Source organism: Rhodoglobus galactosidasius, from assembly GCF_054957775.1.
This window is the reverse complement of sequence record NZ_JBQIAV010000009.1, coordinates 20,955-37,488: the sequence shown is the minus strand read 5'-3', so window position 1 is coordinate 37,488 and position 16,534 is coordinate 20,955. Positions and strand designations below refer to the sequence as shown.

General features: G+C 59.5%; 15 protein-coding genes and 1 pseudogene. All 16 read left to right on the top strand.

Translation table 11 applies throughout. From position 1 onward, the window contains the following. The first annotated feature begins 20 nt into the window (after positions 1-20). The 16 genes and pseudogenes from ACTJJW_RS11880 to sufU all read left to right on the top strand — a co-directional run bounded on the left by ACTJJW_RS11880 (position 21) and on the right by sufU (position 16,529). Positions 21-1,001 (top strand): ice-binding family protein, encoded by a 981-nt coding sequence (locus ACTJJW_RS11880; RefSeq protein ID WP_462644924.1) that lies wholly within the window; start codon positions 21-23, stop codon positions 999-1,001. Between the two features lie 395 nt (positions 1,002-1,396). Beyond that, a complete protein-coding gene (locus ACTJJW_RS11875) occupies positions 1,397-2,413 on the top strand; it encodes a hypothetical protein (RefSeq protein WP_462644923.1) in 1,017 nt (338 codons plus the stop codon). A 109-nt stretch (positions 2,414-2,522) separates the two neighbouring features. Beyond that, positions 2,523-3,596 (top strand): integrase core domain-containing protein, encoded by a 1,074-nt coding sequence (locus ACTJJW_RS11870; RefSeq protein ID WP_462644921.1) that lies wholly within the window; start codon positions 2,523-2,525, stop codon positions 3,594-3,596. Positions 3,597-3,834: 238 nt separating this feature from the next. Beyond that, positions 3,835-4,947: a Fic family protein gene (locus tag ACTJJW_RS11865; RefSeq protein ID WP_462644919.1), complete on the top strand. Its 1,113-nt coding sequence runs from the start codon at positions 3,835-3,837 to the stop codon at positions 4,945-4,947. A 217-nt stretch (positions 4,948-5,164) separates the two neighbouring features. Then, positions 5,165-5,746, top strand: a complete 582-nt coding sequence (locus ACTJJW_RS11860; protein WP_462644917.1) for a type IV toxin-antitoxin system AbiEi family antitoxin domain-containing protein — start codon at positions 5,165-5,167, stop codon at positions 5,744-5,746. After that, positions 5,743-6,615, top strand: coding sequence for a nucleotidyl transferase AbiEii/AbiGii toxin family protein (locus tag ACTJJW_RS11855; RefSeq protein WP_462644915.1), 873 nt, complete (start codon positions 5,743-5,745; stop codon positions 6,613-6,615). Before ACTJJW_RS11860 ends, ACTJJW_RS11855 begins: the two co-directional genes overlap by 4 nt. Positions 6,616-7,477: 862 nt before the next feature. Further along, the gene (locus ACTJJW_RS11850; RefSeq protein WP_462644913.1) at positions 7,478-8,065 is read left to right on the top strand and encodes a type IV toxin-antitoxin system AbiEi family antitoxin domain-containing protein; all 588 of its coding nucleotides are present in this window, start codon (positions 7,478-7,480) and stop codon (positions 8,063-8,065) included. After that, positions 8,062-8,946 (top strand): nucleotidyl transferase AbiEii/AbiGii toxin family protein, encoded by an 885-nt coding sequence (locus ACTJJW_RS11845; protein WP_462644911.1) that lies wholly within the window; start codon positions 8,062-8,064, stop codon positions 8,944-8,946. Before ACTJJW_RS11850 ends, ACTJJW_RS11845 begins: the two co-directional genes overlap by 4 nt. A 97-nt stretch (positions 8,947-9,043) precedes the next feature. Then, a pseudogene (locus ACTJJW_RS11840) lies at positions 9,044-9,394 on the top strand (IS481 family transposase); the annotation flags it as partial. A gap of 486 nt (positions 9,395-9,880) precedes the next feature. Further along, positions 9,881-10,648 (top strand): helix-turn-helix transcriptional regulator, encoded by a 768-nt coding sequence (locus ACTJJW_RS11835; RefSeq protein WP_462644909.1) that lies wholly within the window; start codon positions 9,881-9,883, stop codon positions 10,646-10,648. 26 nt (positions 10,649-10,674) lie between these two features. Further along, positions 10,675-12,066 carry a SufS family cysteine desulfurase gene (locus tag ACTJJW_RS11830; protein ID WP_462645107.1) on the top strand — a complete coding sequence of 464 codons (1,392 nt, stop codon included), beginning with the start codon at positions 10,675-10,677 and terminating at the stop codon, positions 12,064-12,066. Next, complete coding sequence (gene fdxA, locus ACTJJW_RS11825; RefSeq protein ID WP_343925830.1) at positions 12,063-12,383, top strand: ferredoxin; 321 nt, start codon at positions 12,063-12,065, stop codon at positions 12,381-12,383. The genes ACTJJW_RS11830 and fdxA overlap by 4 nt, the downstream gene beginning before the upstream one ends. A gap of 60 nt (positions 12,384-12,443) precedes the next feature. Next, positions 12,444-13,907, top strand: a complete 1,464-nt coding sequence (sufB, locus tag ACTJJW_RS11820; RefSeq protein WP_462644907.1) for a Fe-S cluster assembly protein SufB — start codon at positions 12,444-12,446, stop codon at positions 13,905-13,907. Further along, entirely contained in the window at positions 13,907-14,680 is a 774-nt protein-coding gene (gene sufC, locus ACTJJW_RS11815) for a Fe-S cluster assembly ATPase SufC (protein WP_462644906.1), read from the top strand. The genes sufB and sufC overlap by 1 nt, the downstream gene beginning before the upstream one ends. Beyond that, complete coding sequence (gene sufD, locus ACTJJW_RS11810; protein WP_462644904.1) at positions 14,677-16,014, top strand: Fe-S cluster assembly protein SufD; 1,338 nt, start codon at positions 14,677-14,679, stop codon at positions 16,012-16,014. Before sufC ends, sufD begins: the two co-directional genes overlap by 4 nt. Beyond that, positions 16,011-16,529 (top strand): Fe-S cluster assembly sulfur transfer protein SufU, encoded by a 519-nt coding sequence (gene sufU, locus ACTJJW_RS11805; protein WP_462644902.1) that lies wholly within the window; start codon positions 16,011-16,013, stop codon positions 16,527-16,529. Before sufD ends, sufU begins: the two co-directional genes overlap by 4 nt. Positions 16,530-16,534: the final 5 nt, after the last annotated feature.

Sequence of the window (16,534 nt, the reverse complement as noted above, 5' to 3'; positions counted from 1 at the left end):
TCCAACGTTTGGAGCAGGGTATGAAAAGCACGTCAGCACGCACCGGACGAAGGGTTGCCTTCTCTTCACTGGCGGTTGCGTTGGGCCTCGCCATGAGCGTAGGTGCCATCGGCCAAGCGAGCGCGTACTCTAACCCGTCACCCACGGTGGACCTCGGGGCGGCCCAAAGTTTCGCGGTTCTCGGTGCCGAAACCGTCACCAATACCGGGCCGAGTATCATAAGCGGCGACGTCGGGGTCACTGCAGGAGCAGCCATCACCGGCTTTCCTCCCGGGGTGATAACGGGGTCATACGGACTTCACTCGAACACCACCGCAGCAATCGATGCGAAGGCGGCTCTGCTTACCGCCTACGGCGATGCGGAAAGCAGGACACCGCCGGACGAGACCGCGCTCACCGAGCTTGGTGGTAGGACCCTTGACCAAGGCGTGTACGCGGGGGGAGCGCTCCAGATCACCGGATCACTTACCTTGAGGGGTGACGAGAACTCGGTGTTTATCTTCCAGGCCACCAGTACACTCATCACCGACTCGGCGAGCGAAATAGTGCTGGAAGGCAACGTGGACCCCTGCAACGTGTTCTGGCAGGTAGAAACTTCCGCCACTCTGGGCACCAACTCCACCATGGTCGGCACCGTCATGGCCCAACAGTCGATTGCAGCGACTACCGGGGCAACCGTTGAGGGACGCCTCCTCGCCCTCAACGGTGGAGTGACTCTTGACAACAACACCGTCAATGCTGCGGCATGCGCCGGACCTGCTGCGGAGGGCGGTACGAAGCCGATCCCGACCGATACTCCTCCGAATGCCCCGGAGGCTCCAGAGTTGGTGAGCAACGATACTCCTCCGAATGCCTCGGAGGCTCCAGAGTTGGCGAGAACCGGTACGGATGTAGGGTTGCCCATCATCGCCATACTGACGCTCCTCGGTGGTGGCGTCGCACTGCTGATGATCAGCGGAAGCAAGTCCCGCAGACGCCGTGGAGGACGACTCAGCGAGTAGGGCGTCGCAAACGAGGATCGGCTTGCGGGCATAATGGACTCTGCCCGATCGCGGCCGAATTACACCTATGACGCCGAGCCAGTGCTCGTCTGTCTCATCGCCGCGGTTGTCGATCGTTGAGGGTGTGCTGGTGCTGCGCTGCCACTTTCTGAGCTGCGGCACGGGAGGGACGAGCATGTACCGGATTGTGAATGCTGGCTGGGCGGACAAGCGACGCGCGGGCTCTGGGCGGTTCGTGTTGTGCTGCCATCCTTGGAGGAGAATCAGAACGAAGGGATGACGTATGACGCAAGCCGAACGAGCCGCTGAAGTGGCGCGTCGCCTCGGCGTCGTCGCCCACCCCAGAGTCTCAGATCTCGGAAGCGGTCGCTCTGTTTGCCCCCTTGGGGTGGGCGATGTGCGGGCGCGGGCATCAGGAAGGCACCGTCCGTGTCCTTCGCCGCGCCGCACAGGGCGCAGGCCCCGCAGACCTTGATGAAGCCATCGCGGAGGTCTGGAACTCCGACAATCAAGTTCTCTTGCGGCACGCGGCATCACCTATTCGCCAGTGGTCGAACTCCCACTACCCGTTCAAGCGGGTGCTCTGGGATCGCGTTACCTTAATCGAGAAAGCGATCGAGCATCACTTCGCCGGAGCTTACGAGGCATCGATCCCGATCATCCTCGTTCAGATCGATGGGATGAGCCGCGACCTGACCGGACAATCGTTCTTCTCCAAGCCCAATGCTGACCCCTATCTTGACGATGCGACGCTGGCCGGGATAGAGGAGAACCTGCCCGTGGTACGTCGAGTCTTTTCCGAAGACGTGAAAGAGTCCGGCAGCTTCGGTTACGTCTCACGGCACGGCGTGCTGCACGGGCGGGACCTCGGGTACGCGACACGGGTGAACTCAACCAAAACGATCGTCCTGGTCGCCGCCCTGGCCGAATACTTCCCGCGTGTCGCCGATGACGCGGGTGCTCGGCTGCGCCGCCTACACGAGGGAGTCGTCGCCGACTCGAGGGCGCTCGATGACAACGGCCGGCTAGTGGATGACCGGCACATCCCCGAGCTGCTCAACTTCGCCTACGACTTCGACACCGAGTACCTCAACTCGGTGCTCCTTCGTCCGGGTCCTTTCGATGTGCACTCGACGCTCGACCAGGTAGCAGGAAACCACAACCTCGATCCTGGCGCATTCAGCGCCGGACACGATCACGTTGGCTGCTGGTGGCACTACACCGTCCTCGCAGGACAGACCCTCGGCTATGCAGCTCGCCCGACAACTAGCACCGAGCGGCGACACCCCGATGTCTGGCGATGGGATGCACCGGGCGCACCCACCGAACCACCATGGACGAACGCGGATGGTTGGCGCTCAGACGACGCCTTTCCGCGATCACCCAACTGGGAACGTGATCCCGTCATCTGACCACGTGATCAGGTGTTATGTATCAGGACATCCCTGACAGTTCTGCATCAATAGATCTCTGACGCTTCCGGGGTGTTTGGTCCTGACACTTCTCCTTGATGTTTGAGGGATGAGCCGCATTGAACCTGTTGATCCTCGTGTCCGTCTCGCCATAGTTCGGTGGCCTCCGGATGCGCCTCGGGGTTCGGTGAGCACGTTCTGTGCTGAGCACGGCATCTCGCGGGAGAGTTTCTACGCGATCAGGAAACGCGCCGCGATGGACGGGCCAGCGGCGGCGTTGGAACCACGCACGAGGCGACCGAAAGTCAGTCAGTCGAAGCTCACGGACGACGTTGCCCGGCAAGCAGTCGGGGTTCGTGCGGCCCTTGAGCAGTCGGGTTTGGATCATGGCCCGATCAGCGTTCACGAGAAGATGCGCGCTCTGGGCATGAGCCCGGTGCCGTCGACGGCGTCGTTGGCGCGGATCTTCCGCGAGCAGGGCGTCGCTCGAATCGAGCCGAAGAAGAAACCGCGGGCCTCATATTGTCGGTTCGTTTATCCGGCACCGAACGCGTGCTGGCAGCTCGACGGCACCGAATATGTTCTCACCGGTGGTCGCAAATGCGTGATCTTCCAACTCATCGACGACCACTCCCGCCTCGCCGTCGCGTCCCACGTCGCCTTCATGACCTCGCTCGGAGTGGAGCCGATCACCGGGAAACCCTACAAACCCACTACCCAGGGCAAGAACGAACGCTTCCACCAAACCCTGTTCCGTTACCTCGACAAGCAGCCCCTCGCCGCGAGTCTCGAGGAGCTGCAGGAGCAGGTTGACCGCTTCGATGAGATCTATAACGCCGACCGTCCGCACCAGGGGTTGCCCGGACGGATCACCCCGCAACAGGCATGGGAGGCGACACCGAAAGTTGCGCCCCCGCGGCCAGCACCGCGGCCGGCGCCGCCGACTCCCGATGGCATTCTGCTGACTCGCATCCGGGACAACGGGACGGTCATGGTGCGTCAGATCCGGTTTCACGTCAGCCGGACCCTCACCGGCACGCTCGCGTTCCTCGTCGAAGCAGACGACGTCCTCCTGGTCTTCGATGACCAGGGCGCCCTACTCATCGAGCACCCCTGGTCTGCCCCCGGAACCAAATACGTCGGCAGCGGCAAGAAGCGAGGACGACAGCCCAAAATCATGTGAGTGTCAGGGATGCCTTGATGCATCACAAAACTGCTCCGGGACGTCAAGGGGAGTCTGCGCACATTTCACCCACACTCGGAGAACATCGTGGTCAACTTAGGGCACTTCCGAGCAACTCCGCGGAGACGGTTGGTGATGCGGCTGAAGAGATTGAAGCAATTTTTACAGATCACATCAACGTGTAAAATTTAAGGTTCTTTCTTTACACGTTTTATGTATGTGTTGCTACGCTTGACACATGACTTGGCAGCCTGCGGATCCTTACAATGAACTTCCTGAGCTGCCGCCGAAAATTGAATTAGAAACGAAGCAAGTACTAAAAGCAGCGATTGAGGCCCGGGCTGCTTTAGCGACCTTGGACCAGGCTGCCCGACGAATGACCAACCCGACCGTGCTGATTAACTCAATACCTCTTCTCGAAGCGCAAGCGAGTTCGGAGATAGAGAACATCGTCACGACCGCAGATGACCTCTTCAGATTCGCTCACGATGAGTTGGCAGCGACTAATCCCGCGACAAAGGAGACTCTTAAGTACCGGACAGCGCTCTTTGCCGGCATCCGATTGATTGAGACCAGACCGCTATCATCCACAACCGCCGTACAGGTATGCACGATTGTGAAAGGCCGCGAGATGGACGTTCGAAAACTGCCTGGAACGTACATCGGAAACCCCGCGACTAGGGCTGCCATTTACACTCCACCGTCCAGTGAAAATGTAATTCGAGACAAACTCGGCAACTGGGAAAGCTTCCTGCATCAGCCAGGAGGCTTGGATCCGCTAGTCGTGATGGCAGTCGCGCACTATCAATTCGAAGCTATCCACCCGTTTGAGGATGGCAATGGCAGGACCGGTCGAATCATGAACATCCTGATGCTGATGAGTGCCGGACTGATCGACCAGCCCATTCTCTACCTATCTCGATACATCATCGAACAGAAGGATGATTATTACCGATTACTCCTCGAGGTAACGCGAGACGGCAACTGGGAAGAATGGATCCTCTTCGTGTTGGAGGGAATCCGCACAACCGCGCTGAGCACCGTGGTAAAAATCGATCAGATTCAGGACTTACAAAACGAGACTCTCAGCACGATTAGAGAAGCGACTTCTGCAGCCAATGCCGATCTTTTGGCCGTCCTCTTCGAACAGCCGTACTGCCGCATCTCAAATGTGGTTTCGCGTTGCCGCGTTTCTAGACCCACCGCAACCAATTGGTTGAATGCTTTGGTCCGAGAGGGCGTGCTAATCGACATTAAGGCCGGGCGAGAGCGTATCTTCATCAACTCGAGGTTCTTCCAGCTCTTGATGAGACCCGAGATCGCTCCTGAGACTGAACCGACTTTGTTCTAGGCGGAAGATTGGGCGTCGCATGATTCAGCCTCGAAGACTTTGAATCTCAACCGGGGTGGCCAGGCCGATATCGGTGGCGCAGAAGATTCCAGTGTTTTTTTCAGGGCTCTCGCCCGTTGGCCAGAATGACCTATTGACCTTGAGCAGCGGGTCATCCAGCCGAGCTCACGCCTATAAATAGCTACAGCTAAATGTATCTGTATGCTAAATTGGGCACATGTCATCCACGGGTCTGCCGATGCGAGCGTTCTCGCAATCTGAGGCGAGCCGCGCGGGGATCGGCTCGCGCCAGCTTTATCGGTTGCTTGACAGTCAGCAGATTGAGCGCATCAGTCGTGGGCTATATCGGCGCACCGATCTGCCGGTTGCCGATCTTGATCTGACGGAGATTGCAGGGAGGCGTCCTGATGCGACTATCTGTTTGGAGTCGGCTCTTGCGCGTTATGAGTTGATTGATACTATTCCGACTCGGACTGACATTGCGATCCCTCGAGGCCAGCGGCCTGCGAAGACTCAGGCCGCGGTTGATTGGCACCTGTTTGACCGTGCCACGTTCCCGATCGGTCGCACTCTGCTCGCGACAGGGGACGAAGGTCAGAGCATAGGACTCTATTCGGCTGAACGTTCGATCGTCGACGCGTTCAGGTTGCGAGGCACAGCAGGGTACGAGACGGGTATCGAGGCGCTGCGCAATTGGTTGAAGCGCCCGGCATCACAGCCGGCGAAGCTGTTCGCGATTGCGCAGTCTCTACCGCGCGCGGTCGGCCCACTACGAACCGCCCTGGAGATACTGACATGACCCCGGAGCAGACCTTTACTGCGCTGCAACGCATCGCCCGACAGCAGGGCCGCGCTGTCCAGGAACTTCTCACCCTCTACGTGCTCGAGCGGTTCTTGGCGAGACTGGGGGAGTCCAGCTTCGCCGATTCGTTCGTGCTGAAGGGCGGGATCCTACTCGCTGGCTACGGTCTACGACGGCCGACGCGGGATGTTGACATGCAAGCAATCGACTTTGTTCTCGACGAGAAACACTGCCGGGAGGTGACGGCCGCGGTAGCGAGGGCTGATGCAGACGACGGTGTTGTGTTCGAGGCGCTCCCAATTCGCATCGAGCAGATTCGTGACGAAGAAAAGTATTCGGGGATCAGGGTGCATATCCGAGCTCAGCTTCACAGTGCGCGGATAGCGGTGAAGCTCGATATCAGCACAGGCGACCCGATGTTTCCGGATGCACAGCGGGTGACTATGCCGCGCATCCTCGGCGGAGAGTTCACGCTGATGGGACATGCGCTCGAAACGGTTATTGCGGAGAAGGCGGTCACTATCTTGCAACGTGGAGTGACAAGCACGCGCTGGCGTGACTATATGGACCTGCGGTCGCTGTCCCGAAGCCGGAGCTTCGACGCGACGAGATTGCGTAAGGCGATCGAGGAAGTGGCGAAGTACCGCGGGGTCACGCTGTCCGCCCCTTCTGCGTCACTGAGCGGTCATGATGAAATGGCGCAGCAGAAGTGGGCTGCGTGGCGCACGAAGTCCGACGTCGAGGACATCACCTTGGCCGTCCTCAACGATCAGCTCACTGAGGTGTCGACATTCCTTGATCCAATTTTCGTGGATGCAGTCGATCACCCGGCGGAGTGGGACCCAACTTCGAAAAACTGGATCTGAGGCCGCTTTTTCTCTTTCCTGATGCTATTGACAGCCTGATCAATGGCGCAGTTTCCGAGCAATAGTCAGGTAGAGCGTGCCCACATTTCACCCACACTTGGAGCACATCGTGGTCAACTAGCGGCATCGGAGTCGCGCCCAGTCACCAGCGTTTTGCAGGAATTTTGGGCACTTCCGCATAGTTCTGCGGAAACGGCTTTCGACTACGGATCAATAGGCCGGGGGTTCAAATCCCTCCGGGCGCACCAAAAAAAGCAGGTCTGATCAGCACTTTCTCGTGGAGTGCGGTCTGGCCTGTTTTTCTTTTGCCCACATTCTGCCCACACTTCACAACGTTCTGGGTCAAATGTTGGGTCAAATACCGGCTCTGTGACCGATCGCAGCCCAGTGTTTGTCTAGGTCCCGGCGTATCCGTGAGAGTGACCTATTGATCGCTGGTCACTGTGCCTCATTCATGTCGGCCGTCGTGCCAGAGTGTGGGCGGCTCAATAAGCCTGAAGGCCGTGGTCGGCTAACGCCATCTTAAAGTTACCCATGTGCCCGCGGATCAGTTGCCCCGGTTGCTGTGTGGCTTCGACCATCGTCGGCAAGGCTGCGTGGATTGCCCCAGGTCCGGTTGTCGTTAACAGACGCTGATCGAGCCCGGCAAAAAACGCGTCGCGCACGGTCCGGGCTGCGCTCGTCCGCCATTAGGTTCGCGTACTCCTCGAAGTGTTCCGCTGTCATGAGGGAATAGTAGCGTTGGGCGCTAGCACCCTGCGTTGCATGAAGAGCTGTGTTGCCTTAGAGCAAAGTGTGTGACAATGTGTGTACACACATGTCCTATATGTAAACAATTTGCCACGGACGGAAGGCGGGAGCAATGGCCGATCGCAGGCTTCCGTCGAAGGCGATCCTTCGCGACGCGGACATCACGGCATCCAAACTCTCGTGGCGAGACGTCGACGAGGGAATCCTCCGAGGAAGCCTCGAGCGCATCGCGCCGGGAACATACGCGCGGACCGGATTGGTCGACGATGACACCGCCTCTCTGGCCTCGATCGCCTTACGTAAGCCAAGCGCGACGATGTGTCTCACGAGTGCTCTGGATCGTCATGACCTGACTGATGAGATCCCGTTCCAGATCGATATTGCCGTTCCGCGAGGTTCGCGACCGTTGAAGGCGCCGTATTCGAGGATCGCGTGGCATCACTTCGACGCCAGCACATTCCTCGTTGGCAGAGAGCAGGTTGAAATCATCGACGGTATCTTCATCGGGTTGTACAGTTCGCAGCGCACGATCATCGATGCGTTTAGGCTTCCGCATCTGATCGGCGCTGACACCGCGAACGAGGCCCTGAAGCGGTGGCTGCGTATCCCTGGTTCCCAGCCGGCGGAGCTGCTGAAGATGGCGAAGAGCTTTCCGAAGGCGTTGCCTCGGCTGCGCAACTCTCTGGAGGTCCTGCTGTGACGAACGGTGCGTCACGGTTCGCGCACATCCAGAATCAGGCGCGAGCTGGTGGGCAGAACGTCAGTGAACTTGCGCGGCTCTACACGCTCGAGGGGATGCTCGCACGAATTACGACATCTGATTATGCGGGTGACTTTGTGCTCAAGGGCGGTGTGCTTCTCGCCGCGTTTGCTCTTCGACGTCCGACCAAGGACATCGATCTTGAAGCAACGCGCATCAATAACGATGCTCAGGATGTTGCGACCCGAATCCGCGAGATCGCCGCAATTTCTCTCGACGACGGCATCGAGTTTGACCTCGGCTCGATTCGCGCCGAGACCATCCGCGACGGTGACAACTATCAAGGAATCCGGGTGAAACTGACCGGCATGATCGGCCGATCCGAGAACGTCATCGGACTCGACATCAGTTTCGGCGACCCGATCTGGCCGGCTCCGCAGCGAGTCATCCTGCCGCGTGTTCTCGACAAAGACCAGTCCGCACCCATTTCAATCCTCGGCTACCCGATCGTGATGATCGTCGCGGAGAAAGTTGTCACGATGATCCAACGCGGAGACGCCAATACGAGATGGCGCGACTTCGCGGACGTTATTGCGATCGCAAACCGGCACTCGATCGACGAGACGGAGTTACGGGAGGCGATGATCGTCGTGGCCTCACATCGTCGGGCAACGCTCGAAACCCTGATCCCTGCGTTGGAGGGGATGCCGGCAAGTGCGCAAGTGAAGTGGTCTTTGTGGCGCACGCACCAGGAGCAGAGGGACTCGATCCCGGAACTCTTCTCGGACGCCCTCATTCGAGTAGCTGCCTTCATCGATCCGGTAATCGACGGGCTGACGCTTGGCCGGAATTGGCATCCGTCAGTGGCACGGTGGCAGTGAGTGTGATGTCTCAGGACATCGGTAACAGTTCTGCCCCAATAGTTTGGTGACACTTCTGGCGGTCTTGGTGGTGACACTTCTGATCGATGTTTGAGGGATGAGCCCTGTTGAACCTGTTGATCCTCGTGTCCGTCTCGCGATCGCCCAGTGGTCTGATGATGCGCCGCGCGGGTCGGTGACGACATTTTGTCTCGAGCATGACCTGTCTCGCAAATCCTTCTATGCGATTCGGAAACGAGCGCGGTTGGAGGGTCAGGCTGCAGCGCTTGAGCCTCGCACCCGCCGGCCGAGGTCGAGCCCGAACCGGATCTTGGATGAGGTGAAGGTTCAAGCGGTCGGCGTTCGTGCCGCTCTTGAGCAGTCGGGTTTGGATCATGGCCCGATCAGCGTTCACGAAAAGATGCGCTCGTTGCGGATGGAGCCAGTGCCGGCCATCGCGCACAAGCGCGATGGCGCGTTGACGGAACTCTGGCGGGTAGGGACGTGGCATGCAGATCAGCCTTTCATGAGGGCCATCGGCTAGCGATCCGAACTGGAAACCAAACCATAGGTCAGGTCAGCGAGTCAACCAAACCTTCAGCAGTCCCTATCGGCCTTAACCAGCATAAAAGATGAATGTATTGTTCGCGCTGACAGGGTCGTGCGGACGGCCTCTCCATCCGCATGGTCCAGACTCCGCGCAGGTGCCACGGTTGTCAGCGCCCGTTCCCCGCGCAGGCGCCGCGCCAGCAGCCAGTCGAGGAAGCAGCAGCCCTGCAGCAGCCTCGGGATCGAGAAGTCGATGGTGCCGGCAGCCGTTGTGGCAGTTGACCTGCTCGTGTGTAGCGGCAAACCAGCACAAATTTCGGGGTTAACCCCGGGCGCTGGGCGTCCGAAGCCAATGTCACGCAACACCTAACTGGACATCTGGGCTGAATTAGCACACACTAATGTTGTGTTAATAACCAACGGCCGCACATTCGCGGGTGCCGACCCTTCCCACTCCGCACCGCACGGTCATGAGGCGCGCACCCGGGACAGGATCCGGCAGACGATTGCCGAAGACGGCCCCCTCACCGCTGCCGACCTCGCTTCGCGCTTGGGGGTGACGCCCGCCGCGGTTCGCCGTCACCTTGACCTGCTCGCCGACAACGGCACCATCGAGGAACGCTCGCTCGCCATCGCTGGCGGTCGCAGTCGCGGGCGGCCCGCCCGGGCATACATTCTTTCCGAGGCTGGTCATGCTGGGATGGAAAGTGACTACGCCAATCTGGCAGCCTCCGCGTTGCAATTTCTCGCTAAACATGCCGGTGCGGATGCCGTCGACGAGTTCGCCCGTGAACATAGTGCACAGTTCGAGGCGCGGTATGCCGCACAGCTTGCCACGGTAGGCGCGGATGTCGCCGCCCGCGCAGAGGCTCTGGCGACAGCACTGAGCGCCGACGGTTTCGCCGCGTCTACGCGACCCGTCGGACCGGACATGTCCACGGCCGGTGTCCAGCTGTGCCAAGGGCATTGCCCGATTCAGCACGTCGCAACCCAGTTCCCGGCGTTCTGTGACGCTGAGGCTGATGCGTTCTCACAACTGCTCGGGGTTCGCGTCCAACGCCAGACGACTCTTGCTCACGGGGAACACGCCTGCACCACGTTCATCCCCCTGAGTGCCGTCCCGGTTACGACGCCGTCAGGCACGATCAGCCCTGATAACGACTCAATACAGTGAGCACCGGTGAGGGGCTACACCCCGGTCTGACCAGCCCCACCGTGTCCGATAACGCCCCAGGTAGGGCATTCACCAGACTAGAGTCAGCCGCCATCCGGGGTGACTTCACGATCCTGTCCCGCTCCCTGCGTAACGGGAAGCCGTTGGTGTACCTCGACTCCGGGGCGACGTCACACAAACCGCGCCAGGTGCTCGATGCCGAGCGCGCCTTCTACGAACAGCGCAACTCCGTCGTTCACCGCGGCGCTCACCAGCTTGCCGAAGAAGCAACCGACGCATTCGAGTCCGCTCGCAAAACGGTGGCTCAATTCATCGGCGCGCAGTCACGGGAAGTCGTGTTCACCAAGAACGCTACCGAAGCGATAAACCTCGTGGCCTATGCGTTCAGCAATGCCGCGGCTACGGGGGCAATGGATGGCGTCAACCCTGCTATCGCTGCACGATTTGCTCTTGGTGAAGGCGATGAGATCGTCATCACCGAGATGGAGCATCACGCCAACCTCATTCCGTGGCAGGAGCTCGTTCGGCGCACGGGTGCCACCCTGCGCTGGATCGGGGTCACCGACGATGGCCGCCTTGACCTCGCCGACCTGAACACGGTGATCACCGACCGCACCAAGGTCGTCGCGTTCACTCATGTGTCCAACGTTGTGGGCACAATCAATTCGGTTGTTGCCATTGTCGATCGGGCCCGGGAGGTCGGCGCGCTGACGGTTTTGGACGCCTGTCAGTCGGTGCCGCACCTCGCTGTTGACGTGGTTGATCTCGGCGTTGATTTCCTGGCTTTTAGCGGTCACAAGATGCTCGGTCCGATGGGGGTCGGCGTCCTGTGGGGCCGTTATGAACTCCTAGCTGCCATGCCTCCGTTCCTTACTGGGGGCTCGATGATCGAGACCGTCCGGATGGAGGGCTCGACCTACGCTGCTCCACCGCAGCGATTCGAGGCCGGTGTCCCGATGGCGGCCCAGGCAGTTGGCCTGGCTGCGGCCTGCGACTACCTGACCGGTGTGGGTATGCCTCGGGTGACGGCCCATGAGCACGCCCTCACCGAAGCACTGCTCGCCGGGCTCGCAAGACGTCCCTGGGTTCGGGTCATCGGACCGGCTGACGGTCAGGATCGTTCCGGCGCTGTCTCCTTCGTGGTCGACGGTGTCCACGCGCATGACGTCGGTCAGATTCTCGACGATGCCGGGGTCGCCGTCCGGGTAGGTCACCATTGCGCTTGGCCACTGCATCAGCGGATGAACGTGCCGGCGACGACGCGAGCTAGCTTCGCGGTATACAACACGGGTGCTGAGGTCGAAGCGCTGCTGAGTGCTCTCGACCAGGTGGCCGCGCTTTTTGGCGTAACGGCTTTCGCCTCCGTGACCACTGGGCGCGGCCATCTTTCGGCCCAACGAGAAGGAGGTGCATCATGACGTACGTAATCGCGTTGCCGTGCGTAGATCTCAAGGACAGGGCCTGTATCGATGAATGCCCAGTCGACTGCATCTATGAGGGCGATCGAATGCTCTACATCCAACCCGATGAGTGCATCGACTGCGGTGCCTGTGAACCGGTGTGCCCGGTCGAAGCCATCTATTACGAAGATGACGTGCCGGAGGTGTGGGCGGACTATTACACGGTCAACGTCGACTTCTTCGCTGAGGTGGGCTCACCCGGCGGGGCGGCCAAGATCGGTCCAATACCCGGAGACCACCCATTGGTAGCAGCTCTACCTCCTCAGGAACACTGACCGACACACTGTCGGCAGACCGCCTGACATCAACTAAAAGCACGTGAGAAGGAGACGAAAATGAGTGCACCTACAGCCGCGGTCGGTATTTCCGATGAGGTTCGTGAGCTCGCCAACCAGGAGTACCAGTACGGGTTCACCACGGATCTCGAAACCGAAGTTGCACCCAAGGGACTGAACGAAGACATCATCAGGCTGATCTCGGCCAAGAAGAACGAGCCGGATTGGCTCCTCGAATGGCGGTTGAAGGCGTATCGGCACTGGATCACGCTGACGGCTCCCACCTGGCAGCACGTTTCGTATGGTCCCGTTGACTATCAGGACATTATTTACTACGCCGACCCCCGGCCGAAGAAGCAAATATCGAGTATGGATGAGGTCGATCCTGAAATCCGGGAGATGTTCAACAAGCTCGGAATCTCTCTCGGTGAACAAGAACGTCTCAGCGGCGTCGCCGTGGACGCAATCGTCGATTCGGTGTCGGTTGCGACAACGTTCAAAGACAAGCTGGCTGACGCCGGCGTCATCTTCTGTTCCTTCTCTGAGGCTGTCCAGGAGCACCCGGAGCTGGTGCGAAAGTACCTCGGCTCGGTGGTTCCGTATAACGACAACTTCTTCGCCACGCTGAACTCTGCGGTATTCACCGATGGATCGTTCTGCTACATCCCGAAGGGTGTGCACTGCCCGATGGAGCTGTCCACCTACTTTCGGATCAACGCCGCCAACACCGGGCAGTTCGAGCGCACGCTGATCATTGCAGAGGATGCCGCGTATGTGAGCTACCTTGAGGGCTGTACGGCTCCGGTCCGGGACGAGAACCAGCTGCACGCAGCTGTGGTCGAGCTCGTCGCTCTCGAAGATGCACAAATCAAGTATTCGACCGTTCAGAACTGGTACCCAGGCGACGCGGATGGCAATGGTGGTGTGTATAATTTCGTCACCAAGCGCGGTATGGCTTCCGGCAAGAACGCGAAGATTTCCTGGACCCAGGTCGAGACCGGCTCGGCGATCACCTGGAAGTATCCGGGCGTCGTTCTCAAGGGTGATAACTCGGTCGGGGAGTTCTACTCGGTGGCGTTGACCGCTAGGCGCCAGCAAGCAGATACCGGCAGCAAGATGGTGCACATCGGCAAGAACACCAAGAGCACCATTATTTCCAAGGCGATCTCGGCCGGTCACGGCCAGAACACCTACCGGGGGCTGGTCGATATTCGACATTCTGCTGGTGGTGCCCGCAACTTTACTCAGTGCGACTCGCTGTTGATTGGTAAAGACAGCGGCGCCCACACCCTGCCCTACATCGAGGTGAAGAACCAGACAGGGCAGGTCGAGCACGAAGCCTCAACATCGAAGATCGGTGAGGAGCAACTCTTGTATTGCCGTCAGCGCGGCATCCCAGAAGAAGAGGCCGTGTCGATGATCGTAAACGGGTTCTGCCGGGAGGTATTCAAAATGCTGCCGATGGAATTCGCTGTTGAAGCCCAAAAATTATTGACCGTGAGTCTAGAAGGGAGTGTCGGCTAATGCTACATATCAAGGAATTGCACGCCAGTATTGACAGCAAGGAAATTTTACGTGGGGTGAATCTTGACCTTAACCTGGGTGAGGTGCACGCCATCATGGGCCCGAACGGGTCAGGTAAGAGCACGCTGGCAAGCGTGCTGATCGGTCGCGACGGTTATGACGTTTCCGGCAGTGTCACGTATGAAGGTCAAGATCTGCTTGCCCTGTCGCCTGAGGAACGAGCGGCGGCCGGCGTATTTCTGGCCTTCCAACATCCGGTAGAAATTCCCGGTGTCGGCAACATGTACTTCATGCGAACGGCCTTAAACTCTCTGCGCCGCGAGCGCGGTGAGGAAGAGCTGGACGCGGTGGACTTTCTTGCCTTGGCCCAGGAGCGCATGAAATTGGTCGAGATGGACCAGACGTTTATGAGCCGCTCGGTGAATGAAGGCTTCTCTGGTGGTGAGAAGAAGCGCAATGAGATTTTGCAGATGGCGATTTTGGAGCCGAAACTTGCGATCCTCGATGAGACCGACTCTGGCCTGGACATCGATGCACTTCGGGTCGTAGCGAACGGGGTGAATGCCCTCCGCAATGAGGGTCGGGCAATGCTGATCATCACGCACCACCAGCGCCTGTTGGACTACATCGTTCCGGACTTCGTGCACGTCATGGCTGAAGGCCAAATCGTGCGTTCTGGCGATAAGGACCTCGCACTTGAGCTCGAAAAAAACGGGTATGTGGGCCTGACGTCCAGCTCGGAGCGTTCGGCACAGGTCGGGGCGACCGTATGACTGCAGTGAAGGTTCCGGTGCTGGCTACTGGGGGTGTGCTCGCGGACCTGAATCCGAAGCGTGATGGTCGCGATCTCGGCTGGCGCGCCGAGGCGCGGGTGAACGCCCTCGAATGGGTTGGGAAGCATGGCTTTCCGTCCCGCAAAAACGAGGACTGGAAATATACCGGACTGGACCCGATCCTGGCCGTACCCTTCGAGGCTGCCATCGCCGGGTCGGGCCCGCGGGTCACAGCAGACCTCATCAACACAGCCTCGATCGATCTCGGCGGCCCCCGCCTGGTCTTCGTCAATGGACATTTCTCGTCTGAATTTTCGCGATTGACCGGGTTACCGTCCGGCGCGGTCGTCACGACCCTGGCCTCGGTCCTGGCTGCGAGTCCGGACCGCCTCGAACCGTTCTTTTCGCACACGCCGGGCGAACATGCCGCTTTCGCCGCCTTCAACGACGTCTTCGCCGAGGACGGAGCATTCATTCATATCGCCTCCGGCACGACCGTCGAGGAACCGATTCAGCTCGTGTTTTTCTCCGACACCGAGGGCATCCCCCTAATGTCCAGCCCGCGGTCGGTGATTATTACCGATTCCGATAGCCGCGCAACAATCGTTGAGACCTACGCCGGAATCAACAACGATGTCTACTTCACCAATGCTGTCACGGAGGTCGTGCTGGCCGACAGTGCTCAGATCGATCATTACAAGATACAAAACGAGCCAGTCACAGCATTCCATTTGGCGCTGCTGGACGTGCGGCAAGCGCGCAACAGCCGGTTCTCTTCGCGCTCGGTCATGCTCGGCTCCAGCATCGCCCGCCACGAAGTGCGGGTACTCCTAGACGGCGTCGAGGCCGAGGTAAGCCTGGACGGCATCTACTTGCCGCAGGGTGAGCAATTACACGACAACACGATCTTCATTGATCACGTCGCGACCAATTGCACCAGCCACCAGCTGTATAAGGGTGTGCTCGACGGTCGTGGGCACGGAGTGTTCAACGGACAGATCATGGTTCGTCATGGTGCCGATGGAACCGATGCGAATCAGAAGAATAAGAACCTCATTCTCTCCGATCGTGCCCAGGTCGACACTCGACCGAGACTGGAAATTTACACCGATGATGTGAAGTGCACGCACGGTGCTGCGGTCGGGCAGATGGACGATGAGGCGTTGCTTTACCTGCGCACGCGCGGGATACCGCTGGAGGAAGCCCGCGGCCTACTCGTATACGCCTTCGTGCAGGAGATGGTGGATCGAATCGAGCTGGAGCCCCTCCGCGCGTCGCTGGAGACGCTCGTGTCCACTCGGTTCGGAACGGACGCCCATCGAGCCCAGCAATGAGTATCGACGCGGCAACGAGCACGAACATGGCGGGGCTCTACCAGGAGATGATCATCGAGCACGCCCGCAGCCCGCGGAATTTTCGCCAGCTGGAGGGCGCGCACCAGACCGTTGAGGCAGTCAACCCGCTGTGTGGTGACCATCTGAGCCTCTATGTGCAGCGCGACAGTGACCACATCGCCGATATCGCTTTCGAAGGCGACGGATGCGCCATTTCGAAGGCATCGGCCTCACTCATGACGTCGTCGGTGATGGGCCTCCGGAATGATGAGGCCCTCGCCCTGTTCACCCGAGTGCACACTATGCTCACCACCGAACCTCTGAGCGATGGTCCCCCGGCCGATGTGGGCAAGCTCGCGGTGCTCTCAGGCGTATGGCAGTACCCGGCACGGGTCAAATGTGCCACATTGTGCTGGCAGGCCTTGCACAGCGCCCTCAAAGAAGGCGCCGCTCACGAGGGGGCCATTGAAGAGAACGCGACTATAACAGTTTCCCTCCAGGACGGAACGGAGTAAGCAGC

Bases quoted from the DNA above. Each gene is read 5' to 3' on its own strand.
- sufB (WP_462644907.1), top strand. From the start codon at position 12,444: ATGAGTGCACCTACAGCCGCGGTCGGTATTTCCGATGAGGTTCGTGAG.
- ACTJJW_RS11865 (WP_462644919.1), top strand. From the start codon at position 3,835: ATGACTTGGCAGCCTGCGGATCCTTACAATGAACTTCCTGAGCTGCCG.
- sufU (WP_462644902.1), top strand. From the start codon at position 16,011: ATGAGTATCGACGCGGCAACGAGCACGAACATGGCGGGGCTCTACCAG.
- ACTJJW_RS11850 (WP_462644913.1), top strand. From the start codon at position 7,478: ATGGCCGATCGCAGGCTTCCGTCGAAGGCGATCCTTCGCGACGCGGAC.
- ACTJJW_RS11880 (WP_462644924.1), top strand. From the start codon at position 21: ATGAAAAGCACGTCAGCACGCACCGGACGAAGGGTTGCCTTCTCTTCA.
- fdxA (WP_343925830.1), top strand. From the start codon at position 12,063: ATGACGTACGTAATCGCGTTGCCGTGCGTAGATCTCAAGGACAGGGCC.
- ACTJJW_RS11870 (WP_462644921.1), top strand. From the start codon at position 2,523: ATGAGCCGCATTGAACCTGTTGATCCTCGTGTCCGTCTCGCCATAGTT.
- sufC (WP_462644906.1), top strand. From the start codon at position 13,907: ATGCTACATATCAAGGAATTGCACGCCAGTATTGACAGCAAGGAAATT.
- ACTJJW_RS11875 (WP_462644923.1), top strand. From the start codon at position 1,397: ATGTGCGGGCGCGGGCATCAGGAAGGCACCGTCCGTGTCCTTCGCCGC.
- sufD (WP_462644904.1), top strand. From the start codon at position 14,677: ATGACTGCAGTGAAGGTTCCGGTGCTGGCTACTGGGGGTGTGCTCGCG.
- ACTJJW_RS11855 (WP_462644915.1), top strand. From the start codon at position 5,743: ATGACCCCGGAGCAGACCTTTACTGCGCTGCAACGCATCGCCCGACAG.
- ACTJJW_RS11860 (WP_462644917.1), top strand. From the start codon at position 5,165: ATGTCATCCACGGGTCTGCCGATGCGAGCGTTCTCGCAATCTGAGGCG.